This is a genomic window from Lysinibacillus sp. NPDC056232 (assembly GCF_042267565.1).
GTDB lineage: Bacteria > Bacillota > Bacilli > Bacillales_A > Planococcaceae > Lysinibacillus.
The window spans coordinates 17,792-35,711 of sequence record NZ_JBHJTF010000044.1 but is presented as its reverse complement, the minus strand read 5'-3'; the positions used below and the strand labels follow the sequence as shown (position 1 = coordinate 35,711).

The 17,920-nt window shown below is 34.6% G+C and carries 17 protein-coding genes; 5 read left to right on the top strand and 12 right to left on the bottom strand.

Annotation, left to right across the window (positions count from 1 at the left end; translation table 11 throughout):
• The first annotated feature begins 166 nt into the window (after window positions 1-166).
• Window positions 167-664 carry a hypothetical protein gene (locus tag ACFCYJ_RS23225; RefSeq protein WP_376077610.1) on the top strand — a complete coding sequence of 166 codons (498 nt, stop codon included), beginning with the start codon at window positions 167-169 and terminating at the stop codon, window positions 662-664.
• A 187-nt stretch (window positions 665-851) separates the two neighbouring features.
• Window positions 852-1,592, top strand: a complete 741-nt coding sequence (locus ACFCYJ_RS23220) for a hypothetical protein (RefSeq protein ID WP_376077609.1) — start codon at window positions 852-854, stop codon at window positions 1,590-1,592.
• 297 nt (window positions 1,593-1,889) lie between these two features.
• On the opposite strand, the gene ACFCYJ_RS23215 is transcribed toward ACFCYJ_RS23220, so the two are convergent.
• The 3 genes from ACFCYJ_RS23215 to ACFCYJ_RS23205 all read right to left on the bottom strand — a co-directional run bounded on the left by ACFCYJ_RS23215 (window position 1,890) and on the right by ACFCYJ_RS23205 (window position 4,308).
• Complete coding sequence (locus ACFCYJ_RS23215) at window positions 1,890-3,125, bottom strand: DNA polymerase IV (RefSeq protein WP_376077607.1); 1,236 nt, start codon at window positions 3,123-3,125, stop codon at window positions 1,890-1,892.
• Window positions 3,126-3,973: 848 nt separating this feature from the next.
• Entirely contained in the window at window positions 3,974-4,102 is a 129-nt protein-coding gene (locus ACFCYJ_RS23210; RefSeq protein WP_376077605.1) for a hypothetical protein, read from the bottom strand.
• On the bottom strand, window positions 4,099-4,308 hold the full coding sequence (locus ACFCYJ_RS23205) for an IS3 family transposase (protein WP_376077602.1): 210 nt from the start codon (window positions 4,306-4,308) through the stop codon (window positions 4,099-4,101). The genes ACFCYJ_RS23210 and ACFCYJ_RS23205 overlap by 4 nt, the downstream gene beginning before the upstream one ends.
• A gap of 591 nt (window positions 4,309-4,899) precedes the next feature.
• On the opposite strand from ACFCYJ_RS23205, the gene ACFCYJ_RS23200 reads away from it, so the two are divergent.
• On the top strand, window positions 4,900-5,760 hold the full coding sequence (locus tag ACFCYJ_RS23200; RefSeq protein WP_376077600.1) for a helix-turn-helix domain-containing protein: 861 nt from the start codon (window positions 4,900-4,902) through the stop codon (window positions 5,758-5,760).
• A gap of 180 nt (window positions 5,761-5,940) precedes the next feature.
• Here ACFCYJ_RS23200 and ACFCYJ_RS23195 read toward each other — a convergent pair whose 3' ends face one another.
• The 3 genes from ACFCYJ_RS23195 to ACFCYJ_RS23185 all read right to left on the bottom strand — a co-directional run bounded on the left by ACFCYJ_RS23195 (window position 5,941) and on the right by ACFCYJ_RS23185 (window position 9,778).
• Window positions 5,941-7,152, bottom strand: coding sequence for an MFS transporter (locus ACFCYJ_RS23195; RefSeq protein ID WP_376077597.1), 1,212 nt, complete (start codon window positions 7,150-7,152; stop codon window positions 5,941-5,943).
• A gap of 204 nt (window positions 7,153-7,356) precedes the next feature.
• Window positions 7,357-7,776 carry an FAD-dependent oxidoreductase gene (locus ACFCYJ_RS23190; RefSeq protein WP_376077594.1) on the bottom strand — a complete coding sequence of 140 codons (420 nt, stop codon included), beginning with the start codon at window positions 7,774-7,776 and terminating at the stop codon, window positions 7,357-7,359.
• A gap of 604 nt (window positions 7,777-8,380) precedes the next feature.
• Window positions 8,381-9,778 (bottom strand): aminotransferase-like domain-containing protein, encoded by a 1,398-nt coding sequence (locus ACFCYJ_RS23185; RefSeq protein WP_376077592.1) that lies wholly within the window; start codon window positions 9,776-9,778, stop codon window positions 8,381-8,383.
• Window positions 9,779-9,911: 133 nt separating this feature from the next.
• On the opposite strand from ACFCYJ_RS23185, the gene ACFCYJ_RS23180 reads away from it, so the two are divergent.
• The gene (locus ACFCYJ_RS23180; RefSeq protein ID WP_376077589.1) at window positions 9,912-11,078 is read left to right on the top strand and encodes an aminotransferase-like domain-containing protein; all 1,167 of its coding nucleotides are present in this window, start codon (window positions 9,912-9,914) and stop codon (window positions 11,076-11,078) included.
• 332 nt (window positions 11,079-11,410) lie between these two features.
• On the opposite strand, the gene ACFCYJ_RS23175 is transcribed toward ACFCYJ_RS23180, so the two are convergent.
• From ACFCYJ_RS23175 to ACFCYJ_RS23165, 3 genes are all read right to left on the bottom strand, one after another.
• Window positions 11,411-12,274, bottom strand: a complete 864-nt coding sequence (locus tag ACFCYJ_RS23175) for an NAD(P)-dependent oxidoreductase (RefSeq protein ID WP_370043139.1) — start codon at window positions 12,272-12,274, stop codon at window positions 11,411-11,413.
• 51 nt (window positions 12,275-12,325) lie between these two features.
• On the bottom strand, window positions 12,326-13,423 hold the full coding sequence (locus tag ACFCYJ_RS23170; protein WP_376077587.1) for a DNA alkylation repair protein: 1,098 nt from the start codon (window positions 13,421-13,423) through the stop codon (window positions 12,326-12,328).
• A gap of 74 nt (window positions 13,424-13,497) precedes the next feature.
• Window positions 13,498-13,821, bottom strand: a complete 324-nt coding sequence (locus tag ACFCYJ_RS23165; RefSeq protein ID WP_376077584.1) for a hypothetical protein — start codon at window positions 13,819-13,821, stop codon at window positions 13,498-13,500.
• A 158-nt stretch (window positions 13,822-13,979) separates the two neighbouring features.
• Between ACFCYJ_RS23165 and ACFCYJ_RS23160 the strand changes: the two genes are divergently transcribed.
• The gene (locus tag ACFCYJ_RS23160) at window positions 13,980-14,921 is read left to right on the top strand and encodes a helix-turn-helix transcriptional regulator (RefSeq protein WP_376077583.1); all 942 of its coding nucleotides are present in this window, start codon (window positions 13,980-13,982) and stop codon (window positions 14,919-14,921) included.
• Between the two features lie 413 nt (window positions 14,922-15,334).
• Here the strand turns inward: ACFCYJ_RS23160 and ACFCYJ_RS23155 are convergent, their stop codons facing one another.
• The 3 genes from ACFCYJ_RS23155 to ACFCYJ_RS23145 all read right to left on the bottom strand — a co-directional run bounded on the left by ACFCYJ_RS23155 (window position 15,335) and on the right by ACFCYJ_RS23145 (window position 16,811).
• A complete protein-coding gene (locus ACFCYJ_RS23155) occupies window positions 15,335-15,697 on the bottom strand; it encodes a hypothetical protein (protein ID WP_370043158.1) in 363 nt (120 codons plus the stop codon).
• A 92-nt stretch (window positions 15,698-15,789) separates the two neighbouring features.
• Complete coding sequence (locus ACFCYJ_RS23150; RefSeq protein ID WP_376077581.1) at window positions 15,790-16,704, bottom strand: helix-turn-helix transcriptional regulator; 915 nt, start codon at window positions 16,702-16,704, stop codon at window positions 15,790-15,792.
• Window positions 16,701-16,811: a helix-turn-helix domain-containing protein gene (locus ACFCYJ_RS23145; RefSeq protein WP_376077579.1), complete on the bottom strand. Its 111-nt coding sequence runs from the start codon at window positions 16,809-16,811 to the stop codon at window positions 16,701-16,703. The genes ACFCYJ_RS23150 and ACFCYJ_RS23145 overlap by 4 nt, the downstream gene beginning before the upstream one ends.
• Between the last annotated feature and the right edge of the window lie 1,109 nt (window positions 16,812-17,920).

Here is a 17,920-nt window from a genome sequence, read left to right as displayed (position 1 = left end):
AAATATAAAAATGTAATTTAAATGTAAATTATAGTATAATGAATATTCATAGCGCTAGTTAAAAGTATTCTTAACAAAAATATAAAGGTGGTTATAAATTTGAAAAAGCTCATATACACAGGATTGACGGCAGCGATGGTATTGTCTATTGGTATGCCAGCTACTCTTGCATCAGATTTACATACCGACGACAGATGACTATAAGGTAAAAAGTATTGAAGTACCTATAGAGGACGTTTTAGATACATCGTTATATGCAACTAATCCAACTAATACAAGCATACTATCTAAAGATTTCGCTACATCAAAAACAACAGGAAAGGTTTTATCTATCGGACAATACGTTGATTTAACCAAAGTAATTCCCGCTAAATCGAAAGTTGTTAGCATCACTATCTATTGTCCAACTGATACAAGAGTGACACAATCTCAATTTACAACAATTGACAACTATCTTATTAGCTATGACGGTAGTCCATCATCTGCTACTGTAAAGTTTCAGAAAACTGATAGCCCAACATCTACTAGTAAAACAACATTTTTTAAAGATAAGGATGCTAATGTTAAGTGGTTCGTTCAGTTAGAAGGAACTATTCTTAAACAACAGACAGGCATGGATGGGTTCACCGTATTCGGTAGCAAAATGATAATAGAATATAAATAAAACTTTTAAAAACGGCACTATGAGACCTAATTAAATAAATGATGCTGCAAGTTTTACGTTAAATATCTAATTACGATCAACACTGACATTACCCTAGCTTTTTGTCTACCCTGCATACAGTGCGAAGTAGACAAAAAGTAAAAAAATACTTCAAATGCTTATAATTTGAAAGGGATGTAATACAGTTATGAAAATAACTAATTTATCGCAAATACAATCTAACCCTGTATACTCAATGAATAAAAATAACTCTATAAAAAGTGATCAGTCTCATTTAACAGAAGAATATGTATATTCTAAAGAAAGTGTTCAGACTTCCGAACTACTATGCAACTATACGCCAAATGAAGTAGGAATGAAGTCGGATGTCAATCTGGTTTCATTCAAAGGAAGTCGTTCATTAAATACACCGAATTGGGACATCATCCCGACGAAAGGCATGAAAGTTCCCCCGCAGGATGTAATAATCAGCCAACTCAAAGCATTAGCTGAAAAATATGTGCGAAATACAAATCGAAACGCCATAGAGGGCTTTCATTACGAGAAAAATAAATTACACGCACAATATATTTCTTCCGTATCCCCTGACCGAAAAACGCTTCACAAACAAGCGATGCAAGCAATAAAAAAATTCGAATCAGAGGAAACAACACAGATAGGCCCGAGGACGCTTGTGGATTATTTGATTAAACACGACAATATACAAACGGAAACAAATAAAAGTCTTGTGGCAAGTGGCATGTTGCGTCCAATTAACAATTCTTTAGGTGGTTATGAATATGATGTCGTCGTTGGGGGGATCACGGTACTAGGAACCGTAAATGGACAATGGTCTTACGGAATGACGCCAGCCGAAAAACAAAAATCAGACGAGTTTTATCAGCTCTATTGGTCATTTGTAGATGAAGCAAAAAATGAATTAGAATGAGTTCCTCTATAGGTGTTTGGACACCCAAAAGTATCATAAATTCGCATTAATCTCACCAGCTATAGAGATGGAAGACTTCTATACCTGTCGCTCTTATTTACTGAAAGAAGTTAAAGACAAACTAGAATAGCAGAAGATGAAATTGAAGCAAAAGAGTTTTCAATTCAGAATCGCCAATCTCAAAGCCATCAATTAATTAATGGCTTTGAGATTTATATTATAGCTTTAGAATAAAGATGAATGATAAAAACCATTTAATAATATTCCGTAATAAGCTAACTCTCCATTCGTTTCTTTTTACTTATGTTCATCCCAAAAGTCCTTACTAAAACTCGTATTTGCTTGATATTTCCCTACTGGTTTGGCAATATCTGAACCTCGCAAAATTGTTCCTTTTCCAAACTTTTGCTCGATTTGATCAACCAATTTAATGATAGGTTCATCTTTTACATGCTCTTCAAAGTTAAATAACGTTAGCTGTTGTGTCGTTTCTTTAATATCACTGACATTCGATACAGTAACACCCAGTAATCGTACAGGTTCTTCGTACCAATGCTTATTAAATAGATACCAGGCATGCTCAACGATATCCTCTTTTGAATGAATTGCGTTATTGATAGACTTACTTCGTGTACACGTTTCCCAATCAGCTGAACGAATCATGATACTAACAGTTACTCCAGCAAGTTTCTTGGCCTTTAATCTTTCCGCTACCTTTTCAGAAAGTGTTACGATTACTTTATATAATTCATCTCTATCTGTCGTATCACGAGAAAGTGTTGTTGAATTCCCTACACTTTTCGTATCGTATATTGCTTCTGGATCGACAGGTCTATCATCTTCGCCATTTGCCTTCTGCTTCATACGTAGACCATTAATGCCAAAGTTTTGCTTTAATATATATTCATCAGCTACAGCTAGTTCTCCAATTGTTTTGATACCTAAATTCCCCAATTTCTCCGCTGTACTTTTGCCAACCCCATGCATCTCAATTACATTCATCGGCCACAATATTGTTGGAACATCACGCTTTCGGAGTACTGTAATACCCATTGGCTTTTTCATATCACTTGCCATTTTCGCCAAAAATTTATTCGGTGCAATGCCGATTGAACAAGGGAGTTGCAGTTCGTTCCAGATTCTATCTTGCATATTTTGTACGTGTTGCAATACATTTTGGCCTTCTACTATAGGAAGTTGCAAGTATCCTTCATCGATTGAAACTGGTTGGAGAATTTCACTATACTCTTTTAACAAATTAAAAAATGACTTGGACGCTGCTCTATACCGTTCGAAATTAGGAGGAAGTACAATTAGCTCTGGGCACTTTCGCCGCGCCTCTCCGACATTCATAGTTGTATAAACGCCGCTTGCTCTTGCTTCGTAGCTACACGTAATAATAATACCTCTACGCTCTTTAGGGTTACCTGCGATGGCTACTGGTTTCCCTTTTAATGAGGCATCATAAATTTGTTCAACAGAGGCATAAAAGCAATTAAGGTCAATATGTAAAATGATTCTTCCCTTATTCATATTCTATCCCCTCATTTATCAAGTTATAGTCGCTAGTTAGATTACTCTATTATTTCAATTTGTCACTATCACATTTAGTTTACATTTTACAATTTGATTTGTTAAATTATTTTGCCTCGGTACTGTTTCTTTAGAATAAATAAAAATCAATACTATTAACCTTGATAAATGAACAACAAGAAAGAGCGTGTTTTGAAAAAAGATCAATTCAAAATACGCTCTTAATACATTTAATTGAACTATTCTTTTCAAAAAACAATTATTTCTTCTTTCGCTAAAGCGCCTGTTTGTAGAATAAGCTTCGTCTAAAAATCTATTATTCATTTTCATGAAAATCTTTTCAATTAGAAGCATTCTTTTCAAGCTTACAAAACCAATTCCAGCGTACATTTTTCACCCTATTTTTATATTGAAAATGCTATGTATTACTTTTTATTCGCGACTCGTTTACTCATATAAATTAAAGAACAGATCCTTAACAAGGATATGATCCATAGCATTTTATGGACCAAAAGCTGCTAAGTTAGTGCATAAGTTTAATCTACTGAAAATGTTACGCATTGTCATATGAGCAACCTTTTCGACTGAATGATGGGACCATTTCATATTTCCGTAAGCGCTCGCCAAAAGCTTCACTTGTATATTGATAACCTAAATCCGTGTGTACAATGAGTCATGGCGCTGAATTTTGCGCGGCTACTGCGTTATCAAGTGCTTCTAAGACTAGGTCAACCGTCATTTTACGCCCAAAATTATATCCAACAATTTTCTTTGTATGACAAAACTAATACCGACGCCAAATAACACCAACCATTATTTACTGTGTGGATATACGTAATATCTGCCACTCATTTTTCATTGATGTTTTCGGTTGTAAAGTCTTGTCCCAACACGTTCTCACGCTCTTCCACTGGTTTCTGTGTTGGCGTCGGACGGTACTTTTTTGTAATGTTTGAACGAATGCCTGCTTTTCTCATAATGCGTTGAACGCGATCAATACTGCCGTATACCCCTCTTGTTTAAGGATTTGAAATATTTTCGGTGCACCATAACGGCCGTCACTTTCCTTATGAATAACGCGAATACGAGCGAGTAGCTTTTCATTGGCGACATGATAACTGTTCGGCTTTTTGTGAAATGATTGATAATACGTACTTTTAGGCATTTTTAAAATGCGACCCATCAATTGAACGGGTTGATGCTCACTTTCTTTTGTAATGTGGTCGATCAGTTCTTTGTCTTCTATTTTTGTGCGAATATGGTCATAGCCTTTTTTAGGATATCTACCTCTTGTTTTAAGTGAAGGTTTTCCTTCTGGATAGCAGCTACTTTAGCTGAGTTAACTCCCCAGTTCCTTCAATTGGAGAATGGAGTTTAATCCATTTATAAATTGTGACTTCTGACACACCTCATTCGCTAGCTAGTTGATCGACCGGTGTATCCGAACGATAAAGTTCGAATACTGTTTGTTTGAATTCTTTATTGTACTTTTTTTGACTCATGGTCGGACACGTCCTTGATTTAACCGAGGTATGCCCACTCATCTATAAAACATCCAATAAAATAATTTCACTATCCCCCAATTAAATCCCAGATTAATGGTTTAATCAAAGTTAATGGGTCATTAGCCATAAATTCGTAGGAAAACACAAACAATTTAACCATGTTTTTTCCACCCCCTTCCTTTTAAGATATAATTATCATTTCAAAAAATGAATAAATTATGTTAAAATGTTAACAATAGTTAACTTTAATTCTTAATGGAGGTATTTAAATGCATGTAGGTAAAGTAATAAGAGATATTCGAATAAATAAAAATATTCCTTCTAATAAAGTTTATAAAAACATATTAAGCAGACCTGCAATTGCAAAGTTTGAGAAGGGATTAAGTGACACTACTGTAGAAAAGTTTTTTAAAATTTTAAATGTACTAAATATAACCTTAGAAGAATTTGAGGTGATTTATAAGAATGCTGGAAACAAGGATTTACTTTACACTCGCAAATACATAGAAGCTTACTATAAAAAAAACGTAGCAGCTTTAAAACAAATTGCATTTGATGTTAAAAAAGAATACCTGGAAACTGGTAATGAGAAATTTAGACATTACCAAGCTTTAGTATTACTTCTTATAGAAGAATTAAACGGGACCAATAAATGTCGAGAAGAGTTAGATGTCATTCAAAACTATTTGATGAATTGTAATAGTTGGGGATACTATGAAGTCACATTATTTACTAATACTTTAAGTTTCTATTCTAACGAGTTAATTGATTTGGTATACTCCCGAGCAATGAATACACTCCTTATCTTAAAAAATTTAAAACGATACCGGAATGAAGTCGCATTAATGTTATTTAACATTTTAGAAATAAAAATAGTTTCTAAAAAAGTTAGTAGTGCTAAATTTTATTTAACTGAATTGAATAATATTAAATTAGATGTAGTTGATAACATGTACATACAGGCAATGATAAAATATTTTACAGCTATCTTAGATTTAATAGACGGCAAGTATCAGGAAGATGTTGTTTTTAAGATAGCTGAAATGTTTGAGTTCCTAGGATTAGATTCAAAAAAAAGTCAGTGCCTCAGTTTTTACAACAAAGTAAAAACACTCTATAGTATTGCTTAATGATAATTATAGGATTTCTGCATATTGTAAAATAGAACAGAGAGTAATAGGGTGGTCGAAAGTTGGTTTTCTAATATGCAGGTATTGTTTATAATTTAATCAAAAAACTTGAGACTACTTTAATTAAGTTGCCTCAAGAACCTTTATCTCTATTTGTAAAATAATACTTAGCATTAGATTTCAAATTTCTACATCTATAACCATATTTCTTATAGAACTAATACAAAGTAGCACTAACGCTAAAATAATAATCAAACTTGCATTGATTATTATCGTATTTTTTAAACCTAATATAGTCGGAAGCCATCCTCCTAGTAAGGCACCTATTGGCATGAAAATAGTAATTAATGTTTTGATAGTTGTATTCACTCTACCTAACATATTTTCAGGAGGAAGCTCTTGGAAAATAACTGTGAAAACCACATTTATAATTCCTATAAAAATGCTAGCTAAAAAAGAAAAAATATAAATAAAAAATCCGCCCAGGGAAATTCCAATTAGCCATGATAATCCATAAAACAAGACGGTACTTATAATTATTGAACCCATTTTAAGATTTTTAGAAACAAAATTACTGATAATTGCACCAACTACACTTCCTATCCCGGAAACTGTGAGCAAAATCCCATAAGAAATCGCAGAATCCGTAATTGTTGTTGATACAGCTGGTAAATTTACAGTAAATGTTGCTAGTAATAGATTTAAAACAAGAAATGGAATAATTAATTCTAATATTTCTTTCTTTTTAACAAACCTTAACCCTTCTTTAAGGTCTGTAAAGTATGCTTCTTTTTTTTCATGTTCTGAGTTTTTAACATCTTGGTGTTTTCCCTTTGTCTTGAGTCTTAAGAAAAGAACAGCGGCTAGTAAAAAAAGAACAGCATTACCTAATAAAATTGAAGTTATGGACGTAACAGCAATTAAAATACCAGATACGGCGTTAAAAAATAAATCCACCCCATCGGCAGCGATAGCCATAATGGAATTAGCTTTTGTTAAATCCTTCTTCCCCACAAATCTAGGTATTAATGCGTTTTCGATTGGGTAGGTAAACTCAGAAAGAAAAGCAAGAAATGGAATAATAAATAAAATACTGTATATCGCGACATCTCCGCCGGAAGAATACAGTACATATAAAATTAACATTAATAAAGCCTGTAATAAAGTGAAAATGATTAAAAGTCTCTTTTTATTACTTCTATCAATAATAGGTCCATAAAAAAATGAAAAAACTTCAGGCAACATAAATAATGCTCCTGCAATTCCAGTAAATAAAGTATTTTGGGTTAATTCAAAAACTAACCACATAATCGTTATAAAATATAGACTGTCGCCCATATTAACAAAAAGCCTACCGAATAATAAGTTTGAAAAATTCTTATTAATAATCATATCTAATACCTTCGACTTTTTTTATTTCTACTACATTTTATAATTCCCTCAATTAAAGTACGTTGCTTTATTCCGGTTATTTTACCTGGAGCAATTTTAAGTACATTTTTAGTCCTATTCATTTGAACTACTTCCATTGCAATATTTCTAAAACCAAAGCTGTTTCGTGATGGTATATGAATATGGTTATTTTCTAGGTATGAATCAATGTACTCCATAAATTTTAGGATCTCGTAAAACAAATGGATTGTTCATAATGCCAACTGCTACGATTACATACTTAGCAGTGATTCTTTTTGTATCTGCATAGAGGGCTAAGTGTGGTTGATTTTCATCTTCAATGGTTTCAACTTTGTTGATATGTACATTTTCATGCAACTCTATCCCAATGCTCTTAGCTTCCTCTACAAAGCTCATTTTTACATTTGTCCCTGAAAAAGCCCATTTTTTAGAAATTTGTATGAATGCAAAATTCGCCAACCCACCCATAGGACCTGAATCAAATAAAGCAATTTTTAAATTTTCTGAAGTTGACTGAGTTGGTATTCCCCTTTGTAAAATAACACTTGAATAGAGTCCAGCTGGCCCTCCACCTATAATAACTACATCATAATCTATGTTCATATTTGCACTTCAAATATACATGATATTATTAGTATTAAATAAAAAAACAAGCGATAAAATACTCTGTAAACAGAGTATTTATCTTGGTTCCATATGTAGCACCTCCTTTACTTTATCTATTTTTATCATAAACTCACTCCCCAAATAGTTGGGGGAGTGTAAACTATAGTTAACTGTGTTTTTTATTTTTAGTTTAAATGTTCCTTTGAAATAAAATAAAATACTCAGCAATAATAACTATCACCAACATAAACACCTATTTCTTCTTATTAAACAATAATTAACTGTCAGGAAGAGATTGAATTTGCAGAACATCATTTGTCTAAACATCTGATTGTCATAAATTTTATAGAGTTGTTACACAATAAGGCTTGTTTGTGGAACAAGAAAAATCCTGCTTATCAACACAGGATTTTTAATCAAACTTTTTTATAAACGTCTCGACTTTATTTTAAACTTCGCATAATAGATGAATTTGTATTTTTTGACTACTGAAAAGATTAAAAAAGACAGTAAACTTTGATTTTCTGTAGAAGAAAACCTCTCATTTTCGAAATATATTGAATTTTATATGTTATGGTATCATCACTTTGCCTTCCCTAATTCAATCAACAAATGTATAATCACCATCACTTTCAAGTAAATCCTTCAATATAATGAGTGCTTGTTCAAGCTGATTTTCAGGTGCAGTGATGGCCAAACGAACTGCATTAACTAGCTTCGCATTTCCTACGGCAAAACGTTCAGCTGCATACACTTGCACACCCGCTTTTGCTGCTAGCAATTCAAACTGAACACTGGTGAATTTTTCAGGAAGTATAAGCCATCTGAAAATGCATTCTTCATCTCCTAAAATGTTATAATCCCCCAAATATTGATTAACAAGGGCGTTTTGTTGCTTTGCATACAACCGGTGCTTCTCTAAAATTGTTTGTGCAACGCCATCATGAATCATCCTTGCTGTAAGCTCTACCATCATTAGAGAGACTGAAATATTTATGTTATACAATGTTTCCATTATTTTTTTTCGCAGTGCTGGTGGAGTAACGATATAGGATAATCGTAAGCCCGGTGAGATGGTTTTTGATACACTTACAATATAAATGACCTTTTCTGGTGCATAGGAGGCTATTGGTGCAAGTGGTTTCTCTTTAAGAAAACTATAGATCGCATCCTCAATAACGATTAAGTCTTTCTGCCTCGCAACTTCCGCTATCATTTTTCTTGTTTCCATCGACATTGTATGGGTTGTTGGATTATGAAAATCAGGAATAACATAAAGACCTTTTATATGCTCATTTTTACAAGCGTATAATAGCCCCTCCCTTGTCATTTCTCCGTTTCTTTGTTGGATTGCTACTAGTTGGATACCAAGCATATTTGCTGCTGTTTTTATACCTGCATAGGTAATGGGATCTGTACCGATTCGATCTCCTGGTTGAAACAAAGCAGCTATCGTTCCAACAATGGCATTTTGTCCCCCCGCTCCAAGCAATACAGGTTGATCCGTTTGAAAGTTGACCTTTTCCAAAAGCTTCATGGCGGCTTCCGTTTGCCATGCAGTTCCTTCAGGTCGTCCGTACTGAAATAATTTACTAAAATTTGGGTCATTCATCATTTTTTTTATATAACGTGTAATATCTTCATTAGCGTGATTTTCCGGCAATACAGGGCCCATTTCGATCATTTGAGAAGATTTATTTGTTGGTAATAACATTTTATTTGTCGCTGCATCAGATGAAACGAATGTTCCATTACCGATAGAAGCATAAATAAGCCCCTTTTGGCCACAGAGTTTAAAAGCTCTTGTGATCGTGCTTAAATTAACATCTAAAAAATCAGCTAGCTCCCGCTGAGGAGGTAGCTTCGTGCCTGGCGATAATTTTCCATCCTTTATATCTTGTTCCAGCTGTTCAGCTATTGCTATATATAATGGAGCCGGACTTTTACTTATGTCCGGCTTCCAACTCATTGGATATTCTTCGAACGAATTAACTGGCATATTCTAAGCTAAGCTCCTTCTCTCTCATTTTTTGCATACAATGTTTAATTGTCTTGCATACAATGATAATATTGTATGCATATGATGGCAATGATATAATTTTTAAAAAATCAGATAAAAGGAATGAAAAATCATGCAATTTTCAGAAAAGATACTAAATACACCATCCTCATTCATCCGAAATATTTTGAAAGTAACTGAATCAGAGGATGTCATCTCTTTTGCAGGGGGGCTTCCAAACCCAATCTCTTTCCCAGTTGAAGCGTTAAAGGCATCTGCGAACAAAGCTATTTCGGAAAACGGTAGTCGTCTATTCCAATACTCAGGTACACAAGGTTATGCACCTTTACGTGAGTACATTGCTGCAAAATACCAACGAGTATACGGACTAGATGTCCATGCTGACGATGTATTGATTACAACTGGTTCACAGCAGGCTCTTGAATTAATCGGAAAAGTACTTATTAACAAAGGCGATGGCATCGTAATGGAAGAGCCTGGTTACTTAGGTGCTATTCAAGCCTTCACATTAAGTGAGCCAACCTTTTATGGTGTAACACTCGAAAATGATGGATTAAACTTAGAAGAATTAGAGTATGCACTACAACAACCAAATGTAAAATTCGTGTATACAGTTCCAAATTTCCAAAACCCAACAGGTCTTACGTATTCTAAAGAAAAACGTCAGCAAATTTGCGAAATCATGTCAAAATATAATGATGTAGCGTTAATTGAGGATGATCCGTATGGAGAATTACGCTTCCAAGGTGAGCCACTACCATACATTGGTGCTGGTAAATTAGAAAATAGTATTTTACTAGGTTCTTTCTCTAAAACGGTTACACCAGGGATGCGCCTTGGCTTTATCATTACAAAAAATAAAGAATTAATGCATCATATCGAAACTGCAAAGCAAGCAACTGACTTACACACAAATATTTTCTCTCAATATGTCATTTATGATTATCTTGCAAACAATGACTATATGGAGCACGTTCAGAAAATTATAGCGTTATATAAAAATCAAGCAGATGCTATGCTAAATGCAATGGAGGAGTTTTTCCCAGCACATGTGGACTACACACGACCTGAAGGTGGAATGTTCATTTGGGCTACAATGAACAATGGAGCTTCGTCATTAGATGTCTTCCAAAAAGCGATGGAGCAAAAAGTTGCCTTTGTACCTGGCGATCCATTCTACACATCTAAAACGGGTGTAAATACAATGCGCCTAAATTATACAAATGCAACACCAGAAGTCATCCGAGAAGGAATTAAACGCTTAGGTAGCATTTTATAAAAGTCGTTTAAAAACAAACAAAGTTATAAAAAAGAGATGGTGTGAAATTTTACACCATCTTTTCTTATTTCTCATCATAGTTAAAGGTTGAATAAGAACGAGTTTAAATTTGATGAACATCCACTATTTCAAACCCTTGATTTTAATCTTTTCCCAATAATTTTCTACTTCTGGGATACAATTCAAGACTCCATTTGCAATACCATCAAAAATACTTTCATCAGCACTAGGGGCGTCATACCTAAACCACTATTCGCAAGTGTTCGATAGCTTCCTTCCCCATTCAGGCATGTACTACTTTTACTTTAAACCCAGTTACCCACCTAAATACTCTATCTCATTACTTTAATCAAAGCAGCAAGCTCTTCATTTCCGTAGCCTGCATCCAAAGCCCTCTTGAAAAGGCCTTGGGCAAACATCGGAAATTCATTGTTAATTTTAGCTTCTTGAGCTTGTACCATGAAAAGTTCAACTGTAGTCATGCACATATTTATAGAACTCTGTGGGTTATCGTAGGTTTCTGTTTGAATTACTTCACTCTCATACTTAATAACCTCTCCAACAACTTGTGAAACATGGGCAATCATGGAACCGAAATCATCTATGCGTAGTCCATCTGATTCAAGGATTCGTGCCGCGTGGAAAAATCCTAAATATGAACCAAACAAGTATGAAAGAAAGGCTAAGTCTGTAGAAGATGCAGCACTAACTTGCTCTCCAAGATAAGGAACATTCCCAGCTAAGCATTTTAAAATTTGTTCACTCTGTTTATAGGCTATTAAGGAACCTGAAGTGAAAATTGTTGCCTCTGAATTACCCATTTGAAGTGGTGAAGCTGCTATTGCTCCATCAAGATATTCTACATTATTTTCTTGAGCCCATAATTCATTGTCACGTGCTTGCTGAGGGCTACCTGTACTCAACTCGATAAGTACTCGACCTGAGAGAGCCTGTTTGACCTCTTTTGTATCCAAAATACTAATGGAAGCTTTATAATCGGACAAACAAATAATGGACACCTCACTTGCACTTATGGCACTAGCGACACTGGTAGCTAGGATTGCCCCATCTTCTAGTAGAGATTCTGCTTTTTCTATGGATCGATTCCACACGGTCACTTGATAGCCTTTTTTTAGCAATACCCGTGCTAATGTTGCCCCCATTGATCCCAAGCCGATTACTGTTACATTATTCATTTATTGTACCTCCATATCCTATTATCATTTTCTGTATGACTCTTACTTTTTTTATAAGAGTTCTGCGGTATTACTGACATAAAAATGTGTTGCAGCTAGCTCTTTTCCATTTATTATGACTGCTAGCTTATGTTTACCTGGATAATGCTTACGGGTTGTCAAATCTTTAAAATGGTGGCTCCGTATATATCGGCGGCCTTCTTTTTCGAATATGCGTTCCGTCACTTTAAATAATTTTCTAGAAGTCGTTCCATTCGCTTTGACAAAATCAATCGCGTATTCCACACGGAGCTTCTGCGATTCAGAGGAGTTAGTCTGAACGGAAAATGAAAAAATAAGCGTTTGCCCAATTTCCAAACTATCCTCTTCTAGCGATAATTCAATAACTGACACATCTGGAGAGATTTCAAAACCAAGCAAGAAAAGTACTTCTGAATCTCCCTTTCTTAGTAAACCACGACATCCATGTTTAATAATCCAATCTGTAATGGAATTCGCTCCATACCAGCCATGAGCGAGATCTTTCACTAAATCCGGATGATCTTTGGAAATATCGTTCAAATTGTTAGCCACACTTTTCTGTACATACACAGAAGTATCCTGTTTAAGCTGGTTTAAAATCGGTAAAATGGGTGATGGATTCAATTTGAATGCTTCCAACACAGGCGCCCAAGGTAATCTTGGCCGACACCCCTCGCTGGCTAACCGTCTGATATGATGATTGGGATGGCTCGCCCACTTCAACATTTGATCCATCATCCTTTCGGGATCTTTTAATATGAAAGACCGAACAGCAAACTCTGAACTGGAGAATTGTGTAAATATCTCTAATGCATGAATGGAATCATGCCAATCATCTAGTCCATTCACTTCCACAAAATCTGGAAAGAATAAGTATTCCACTCCAATACATTTAGGTGCAATTCGAGTCAAAATAGATAATGCATCACTATAGGACGTAGGTAAGGTCATTCGTAAAGAAGCGCTTATATGTCTGATACGCTGTTTGAATTGTTCCTTTTCCCAATGATCGTCGTAGATTAAACTCATAAACTTATTTGAATCAAAAGCAGGATATTCAAGTTTTACAATATGCGTAAATTTGTTGAAGAAATCCGGTGTGTATTTACCTGCAAATGTATCAGCCATGTTCCATCTCCCTTCTGTTAGGTATCAGCTCCATCCTGATTGAGCGATGGCGCTTAACTGACTTTCACAAACTTCTACAAGTTCAAATTAGTCGGGATCAGATGTCTTAGCGTAATCTCCCGTGAATCAATCATCGACACAAAATTTTGAAACTCTGGTATAGACTTGAGTTGCTCTATCGCTGCCAATGCCTTTTCCATATCACACCAATATATGATGTCCGTCCATTGGCTTTCGTCTGGTGTATGTAGCAATGTGCGCCCCTCAAATCCTAATATTTCAAATTTTAAGACCTTGGTAAGTGCGGCAGCTGCCTGACAAAAACGCTGCTTGCTAGTCCCCTCCTTCAGCTCAAATAAAACAATTTCCATTACATATTTTTGATTTTCTGGTTCCATTTTTTAGTCACCTTTCATCCTCTTATTGGTGAAGTCAACGTATTTCTAGTCTCGATTCTCGTAGTTTCATAAACATTGACTTCTAGTTTTAATATACGGGATAATAGTGACAACTATTGGCACTATTAATAATTTTTTTAATAGAGGAGGACTATTTTATGCACAAAGCGCAAAGACTTATTCAGCTCATAATGAAGGTCAATGAACGTAAGAAATTTACCATTCAGGAGATGGCGGAAGAATGCGGTGTTTCACGCCGAACGATGATTCGCGATTTAATGGAGCTGAGTGAGCTGGGTGTACCGCTTTATTCCGAAACTGGACCCAACGGTGGTTATCGTGTTTTGCGTGAAAAAGTGTTACCGCCAATCAGCTTTACAGAACATGAGGCAATCGCATTGTTTTTTGCTTGCCAATCGTTACGTAATTACAAAGCACTCCCCTTCAAAAACGAAGTGAATACAGCATTAGATAAATTTTTCCACTATTTGTCGAGTGAACTAAAGAAAAAGATTGAAAGTATGCAACAACGGCTTATATTTTGGGTGCCTCCACATGAGTTAAATGTTCCGTTCTTAAAGGAACTACTTGAAGCTGCACTGGAGCAACATGTCGTCACTATCCTGTATGAAGTTTCTACTAGCAAAAGTAGAGTAATTCAACCTCTCGGGATTTATACGATGAATGGGTTATGGTACTGCCAGGCCTATTGTTTCTTAGCAGCGGATTATCGAACGTTTCGTGTAGATAGAGTGAAGGATTTTTCTTTAGACGCAGACCAAAGTTTGAAATTGAACATGGCGAATGAGCACATAAAGTCGTGGATCATGCCAACAAATGAGGATAATATGTTAGACCTTGAGGTAGATTTAACACCAGAGGGAGTAAGACGATGTCAATCAGAAGTATGGTTATCCCAGTGGCTTAAACTGCGAGAGGATGGATTTGGTACGATTCGTACAAAAATGAACACTTCGTTTACACCATGGATCGCCCATTTTTTCCTGGGCTTAGGCATGGAGGCCAACGTAAAACATCCCCAGGTAGTGCGGGAACAAATAAAAAGCAAGTTACAGGAACTAATCAAACAATACGAATGAAGACAACTTGGGGACCGTTTTTCAGTTACTTAATTTAGTACTCTATTGGCCGTTTTTATATTGAGGGGGTTCATGACAATTTATTGACTGCTTCAATGTGTTGTCATGTGAGGCTTGTAGGGTGGCTTTGTGATGATTTAGGAATCATCACAAAAGGACTTGCATACATGAAATTCAATCATAAACGCAAGTCCTATTCTTATTAAACTAAAGCACTCTGTTAGTCCAAGAAAGTTTGTTCTTTGTTCGGTTTGATGTATAAATCAATTCTTTCTTTAGCACTTTCACTCTTACCCCTCCATTAGTTACCGCACCAGTGTGAACTACTAGGGGTCAGTGTATCATCTGTACAGAGAATCCAATAGAAACCCGAACAACATTTAAATAATACTCAAAGTTGTTCGGGTTCAGTTTTAACTATTCTTTTTTTCTATTGTAATGATCATTTTTCCTTGTTCTAAAAAATAATTTCCATTGGCCATCTTACTTTTCAACTCTCCAGAAGTGACACCTTCAGCAAAGATTCCTTTTTCTTCAAAGAACATACTATCAACTATTTTATTATCTGAACTTTCAAAAAAGCTGTATCCAATAAAAGTTGATGTTGATTTATGGATATCTTCTTTATTATATTCCGAATAAAAAATCGTATAGTTTGAATGCAAGATCCCATTAAATTCTCCTTCGATTGAATATTCAGCTGTTGCTTGAGCAATGGAATGAACGGGTTCTGTTTCTGTCCAATTTAAAAGATTTAAGTCGCTTTTCAGTACCATAGTTATTTCATCTTCTTTCGTTAAAATTTGCGGAGTTAGTAACAACTCTTAAACATAATATACCATCACTAACCTGACAACTAATTGTCAAGTTAGGTAAAATAAATTCGAGTCATTTTTTCTATATGAGCCATTATTTTATTTTTAAAACTCCTAGGCGAAAGGACTTCGACCTGGGATCCAAAACTAAGAATTAACTTTACAACCCACTCTTCATCAGGATAAGAAATTCTAACTAGTAAATGGTCAACTCCACTTTTATCAATGTTTGTTTCGGGAAACGAATCAAACACCTCTTGAGAACTGGTTAGAGGGAATCGTAAAACTATATCGATTTTAACTATTTCTGATTCTAATGATTTCATCCAATTTGAAAATTCCTGATAACCATCTAAGTATTCAAAGGATTCGGTAAATACTGAATTTCCAACTTTCAGTTCATGTATTCGGGATAAACGATAAAATTTTGGTTTCGTCTCATTTTCTGGCCAACCGAACAGGTACCAACTCAAATGATAGAAGAATACTTGAATTGGTTTTACTTTTTTAGTTTCAAGCTGTTCTTTTTTTGCATAAGAAAAAGTAAGACACTTTTTATCTTTAATCGCTTGTCGAATATCGGTTACCTTAACTCCGTCCTTGTTATTTAAGAAAGAAAAATCAATTAAATTTTCTGGTTTGGATTCATTAAGTAAGGTTATTTTTGCAAGGATATTCTGTAATGCCTTGTCAGTATGTAAAGTCATCGTACTCGTTAGTGTTTCCTTGATTAGTCGTAAATCCTCTTCTGTAAAGTAACTATGAGGAAAATAATAACCTTCGATTAGGCGATATCCCCCGAGATTTCCTTGTTCGGCATAGATTGGAAATCCAGCAAGTGATAGAGTTTCCATATCTCGATAAACTGTTCGGGTTGAGACAGCCAAATGTTTGGCAACTTCCTCAGCTGTTACTTTTTGTTTGTTCAATAAAATAAATATTATTTTTAATAAGCGCTCTATTTTCATAAGTATCCCCTATTTTTTCTTTTATCAAGTGCTCGATACAAGGTTGATTTCGATAATTTTGTTATGGCACAAATTTTCTTTATTGTCATATCGCCCTCAAGTAACAATTTACATATATTAACTTATTCAATACCATTCCCTAAAACCCTTCTTCTTCAACTAACCTCCGTTAGTTAAAGATTCGAGTAGCAAAAAAATCTTACGTTATTGACAACTTGTTTAACAAGAATAATTCCCATTACTTAAGAAAAAGCGACTACCCTAATGGTTATAAACTATCGTTTTTGCTTTAATTTTTTGTATCGAGTACATATTTTTTATAATTTAAGTCAATGACTTTAATTAACCCAAATAAAGGTACAAAATATAAAAAAAGGGCGTACGGTATATATCCTGCACCAACTGATAAAATTAGTGCCGGAAAAGTTGATGCAATATTCCAGGGTACTAAAGGAGCAATAATTAAAGCAGTATTTTTCAGACGGCTATTGTTTGGATGAAAAATCAATATATGACTACTACAGCACGTCATTTCATTGAAACATTTCTCAAAGAATAAGTACAAAATTGAGTATTTTCGGGGCCTCCTCTCTTTTAAGAAAGCCTGCCGAAAAGACGACTACCTATTATGTCTATCCAATTGCTCTCCTCTTAGCTCATTTTTCACAATCTGTGTACTTAGTGCTCAAGAAAGGATTAAGACTGCTGTATCTTTAAATGAAACTGATAAAAAATATCTTAGAGAAAAACTTAATTTTCTTTAATTCGACGGAAATGTGGAAATGAACCTTTAAATCCTTTCTCTCTTAGGATGGTATTACTAATTTTCTTTAAAGAAGAAACCATACTATTTCTTTCAACTGACATTTGTTAAAAACCTCAATTCTAAAAAAAATAAATCTTTTCCGTATAGATTCTCCCTAATATAAATATTTCCCTTCTTCAAGTAACCTGCCCCGTTCGTATTTGAAATGACGGATACTTATGATAATTTACGATTATCGGAATTTCAAACAGTTTAATCGAAATAGTTAATAATTCAATCCTTTTATAATCATTCTGAATGTTTTTTTCTTGTTAAAAGGTTGCTATCCGTTGGAGATAGTACTTAAAAATTTAGCATCTTGATCTGTAATGACCATTTTCTAATCATAAATATTTCTAATTATAACTATCACTAATCTATATTTCACTTAATGATTGAACTAATATAATG

What these genes read in the sequence shown, in the direction of transcription:
- ACFCYJ_RS23220 (WP_376077609.1), top strand. Translation starts at nt 852, where the DNA reads ATGAAAATAACTAATTTATCGCAAATACAATCTAACCCTGTATACTCA.
- ACFCYJ_RS23215 (WP_376077607.1), bottom strand. Translation starts at nt 3,125, where the DNA reads ATGAATAAGGGAAGAATCATTTTACATATTGACCTTAATTGCTTTTAT.
- ACFCYJ_RS23210 (WP_376077605.1), bottom strand. Translation starts at nt 4,102, where the DNA reads ATGAGAAAAGCAGGCATTCGTTCAAACATTACAAAAAAGTACCGTCCG.
- ACFCYJ_RS23205 (WP_376077602.1), bottom strand. Translation starts at nt 4,308, where the DNA reads ATGGGTCGCATTTTAAAAATGCCTAAAAGTACGTATTATCAATCATTT.
- ACFCYJ_RS23200 (WP_376077600.1), top strand. Translation starts at nt 4,900, where the DNA reads ATGCATGTAGGTAAAGTAATAAGAGATATTCGAATAAATAAAAATATT.
- ACFCYJ_RS23195 (WP_376077597.1), bottom strand. Translation starts at nt 7,152, where the DNA reads ATGATTATTAATAAGAATTTTTCAAACTTATTATTCGGTAGGCTTTTT.
- ACFCYJ_RS23190 (WP_376077594.1), bottom strand. Translation starts at nt 7,776, where the DNA reads ATGAACATAGATTATGATGTAGTTATTATAGGTGGAGGGCCAGCTGGA.
- ACFCYJ_RS23185 (WP_376077592.1), bottom strand. Translation starts at nt 9,778, where the DNA reads ATGCCAGTTAATTCGTTCGAAGAATATCCAATGAGTTGGAAGCCGGAC.
- ACFCYJ_RS23180 (WP_376077589.1), top strand. Translation starts at nt 9,912, where the DNA reads ATGCAATTTTCAGAAAAGATACTAAATACACCATCCTCATTCATCCGA.
- ACFCYJ_RS23175 (WP_370043139.1), bottom strand. Translation starts at nt 12,274, where the DNA reads ATGAATAATGTAACAGTAATCGGCTTGGGATCAATGGGGGCAACATTA.
- ACFCYJ_RS23170 (WP_376077587.1), bottom strand. Translation starts at nt 13,423, where the DNA reads ATGGCTGATACATTTGCAGGTAAATACACACCGGATTTCTTCAACAAA.
- ACFCYJ_RS23165 (WP_376077584.1), bottom strand. Translation starts at nt 13,821, where the DNA reads ATGGAACCAGAAAATCAAAAATATGTAATGGAAATTGTTTTATTTGAG.
- ACFCYJ_RS23160 (WP_376077583.1), top strand. Translation starts at nt 13,980, where the DNA reads ATGCACAAAGCGCAAAGACTTATTCAGCTCATAATGAAGGTCAATGAA.
- ACFCYJ_RS23155 (WP_370043158.1), bottom strand. Translation starts at nt 15,697, where the DNA reads ATGGTACTGAAAAGCGACTTAAATCTTTTAAATTGGACAGAAACAGAA.
- ACFCYJ_RS23150 (WP_376077581.1), bottom strand. Translation starts at nt 16,704, where the DNA reads ATGAAAATAGAGCGCTTATTAAAAATAATATTTATTTTATTGAACAAA.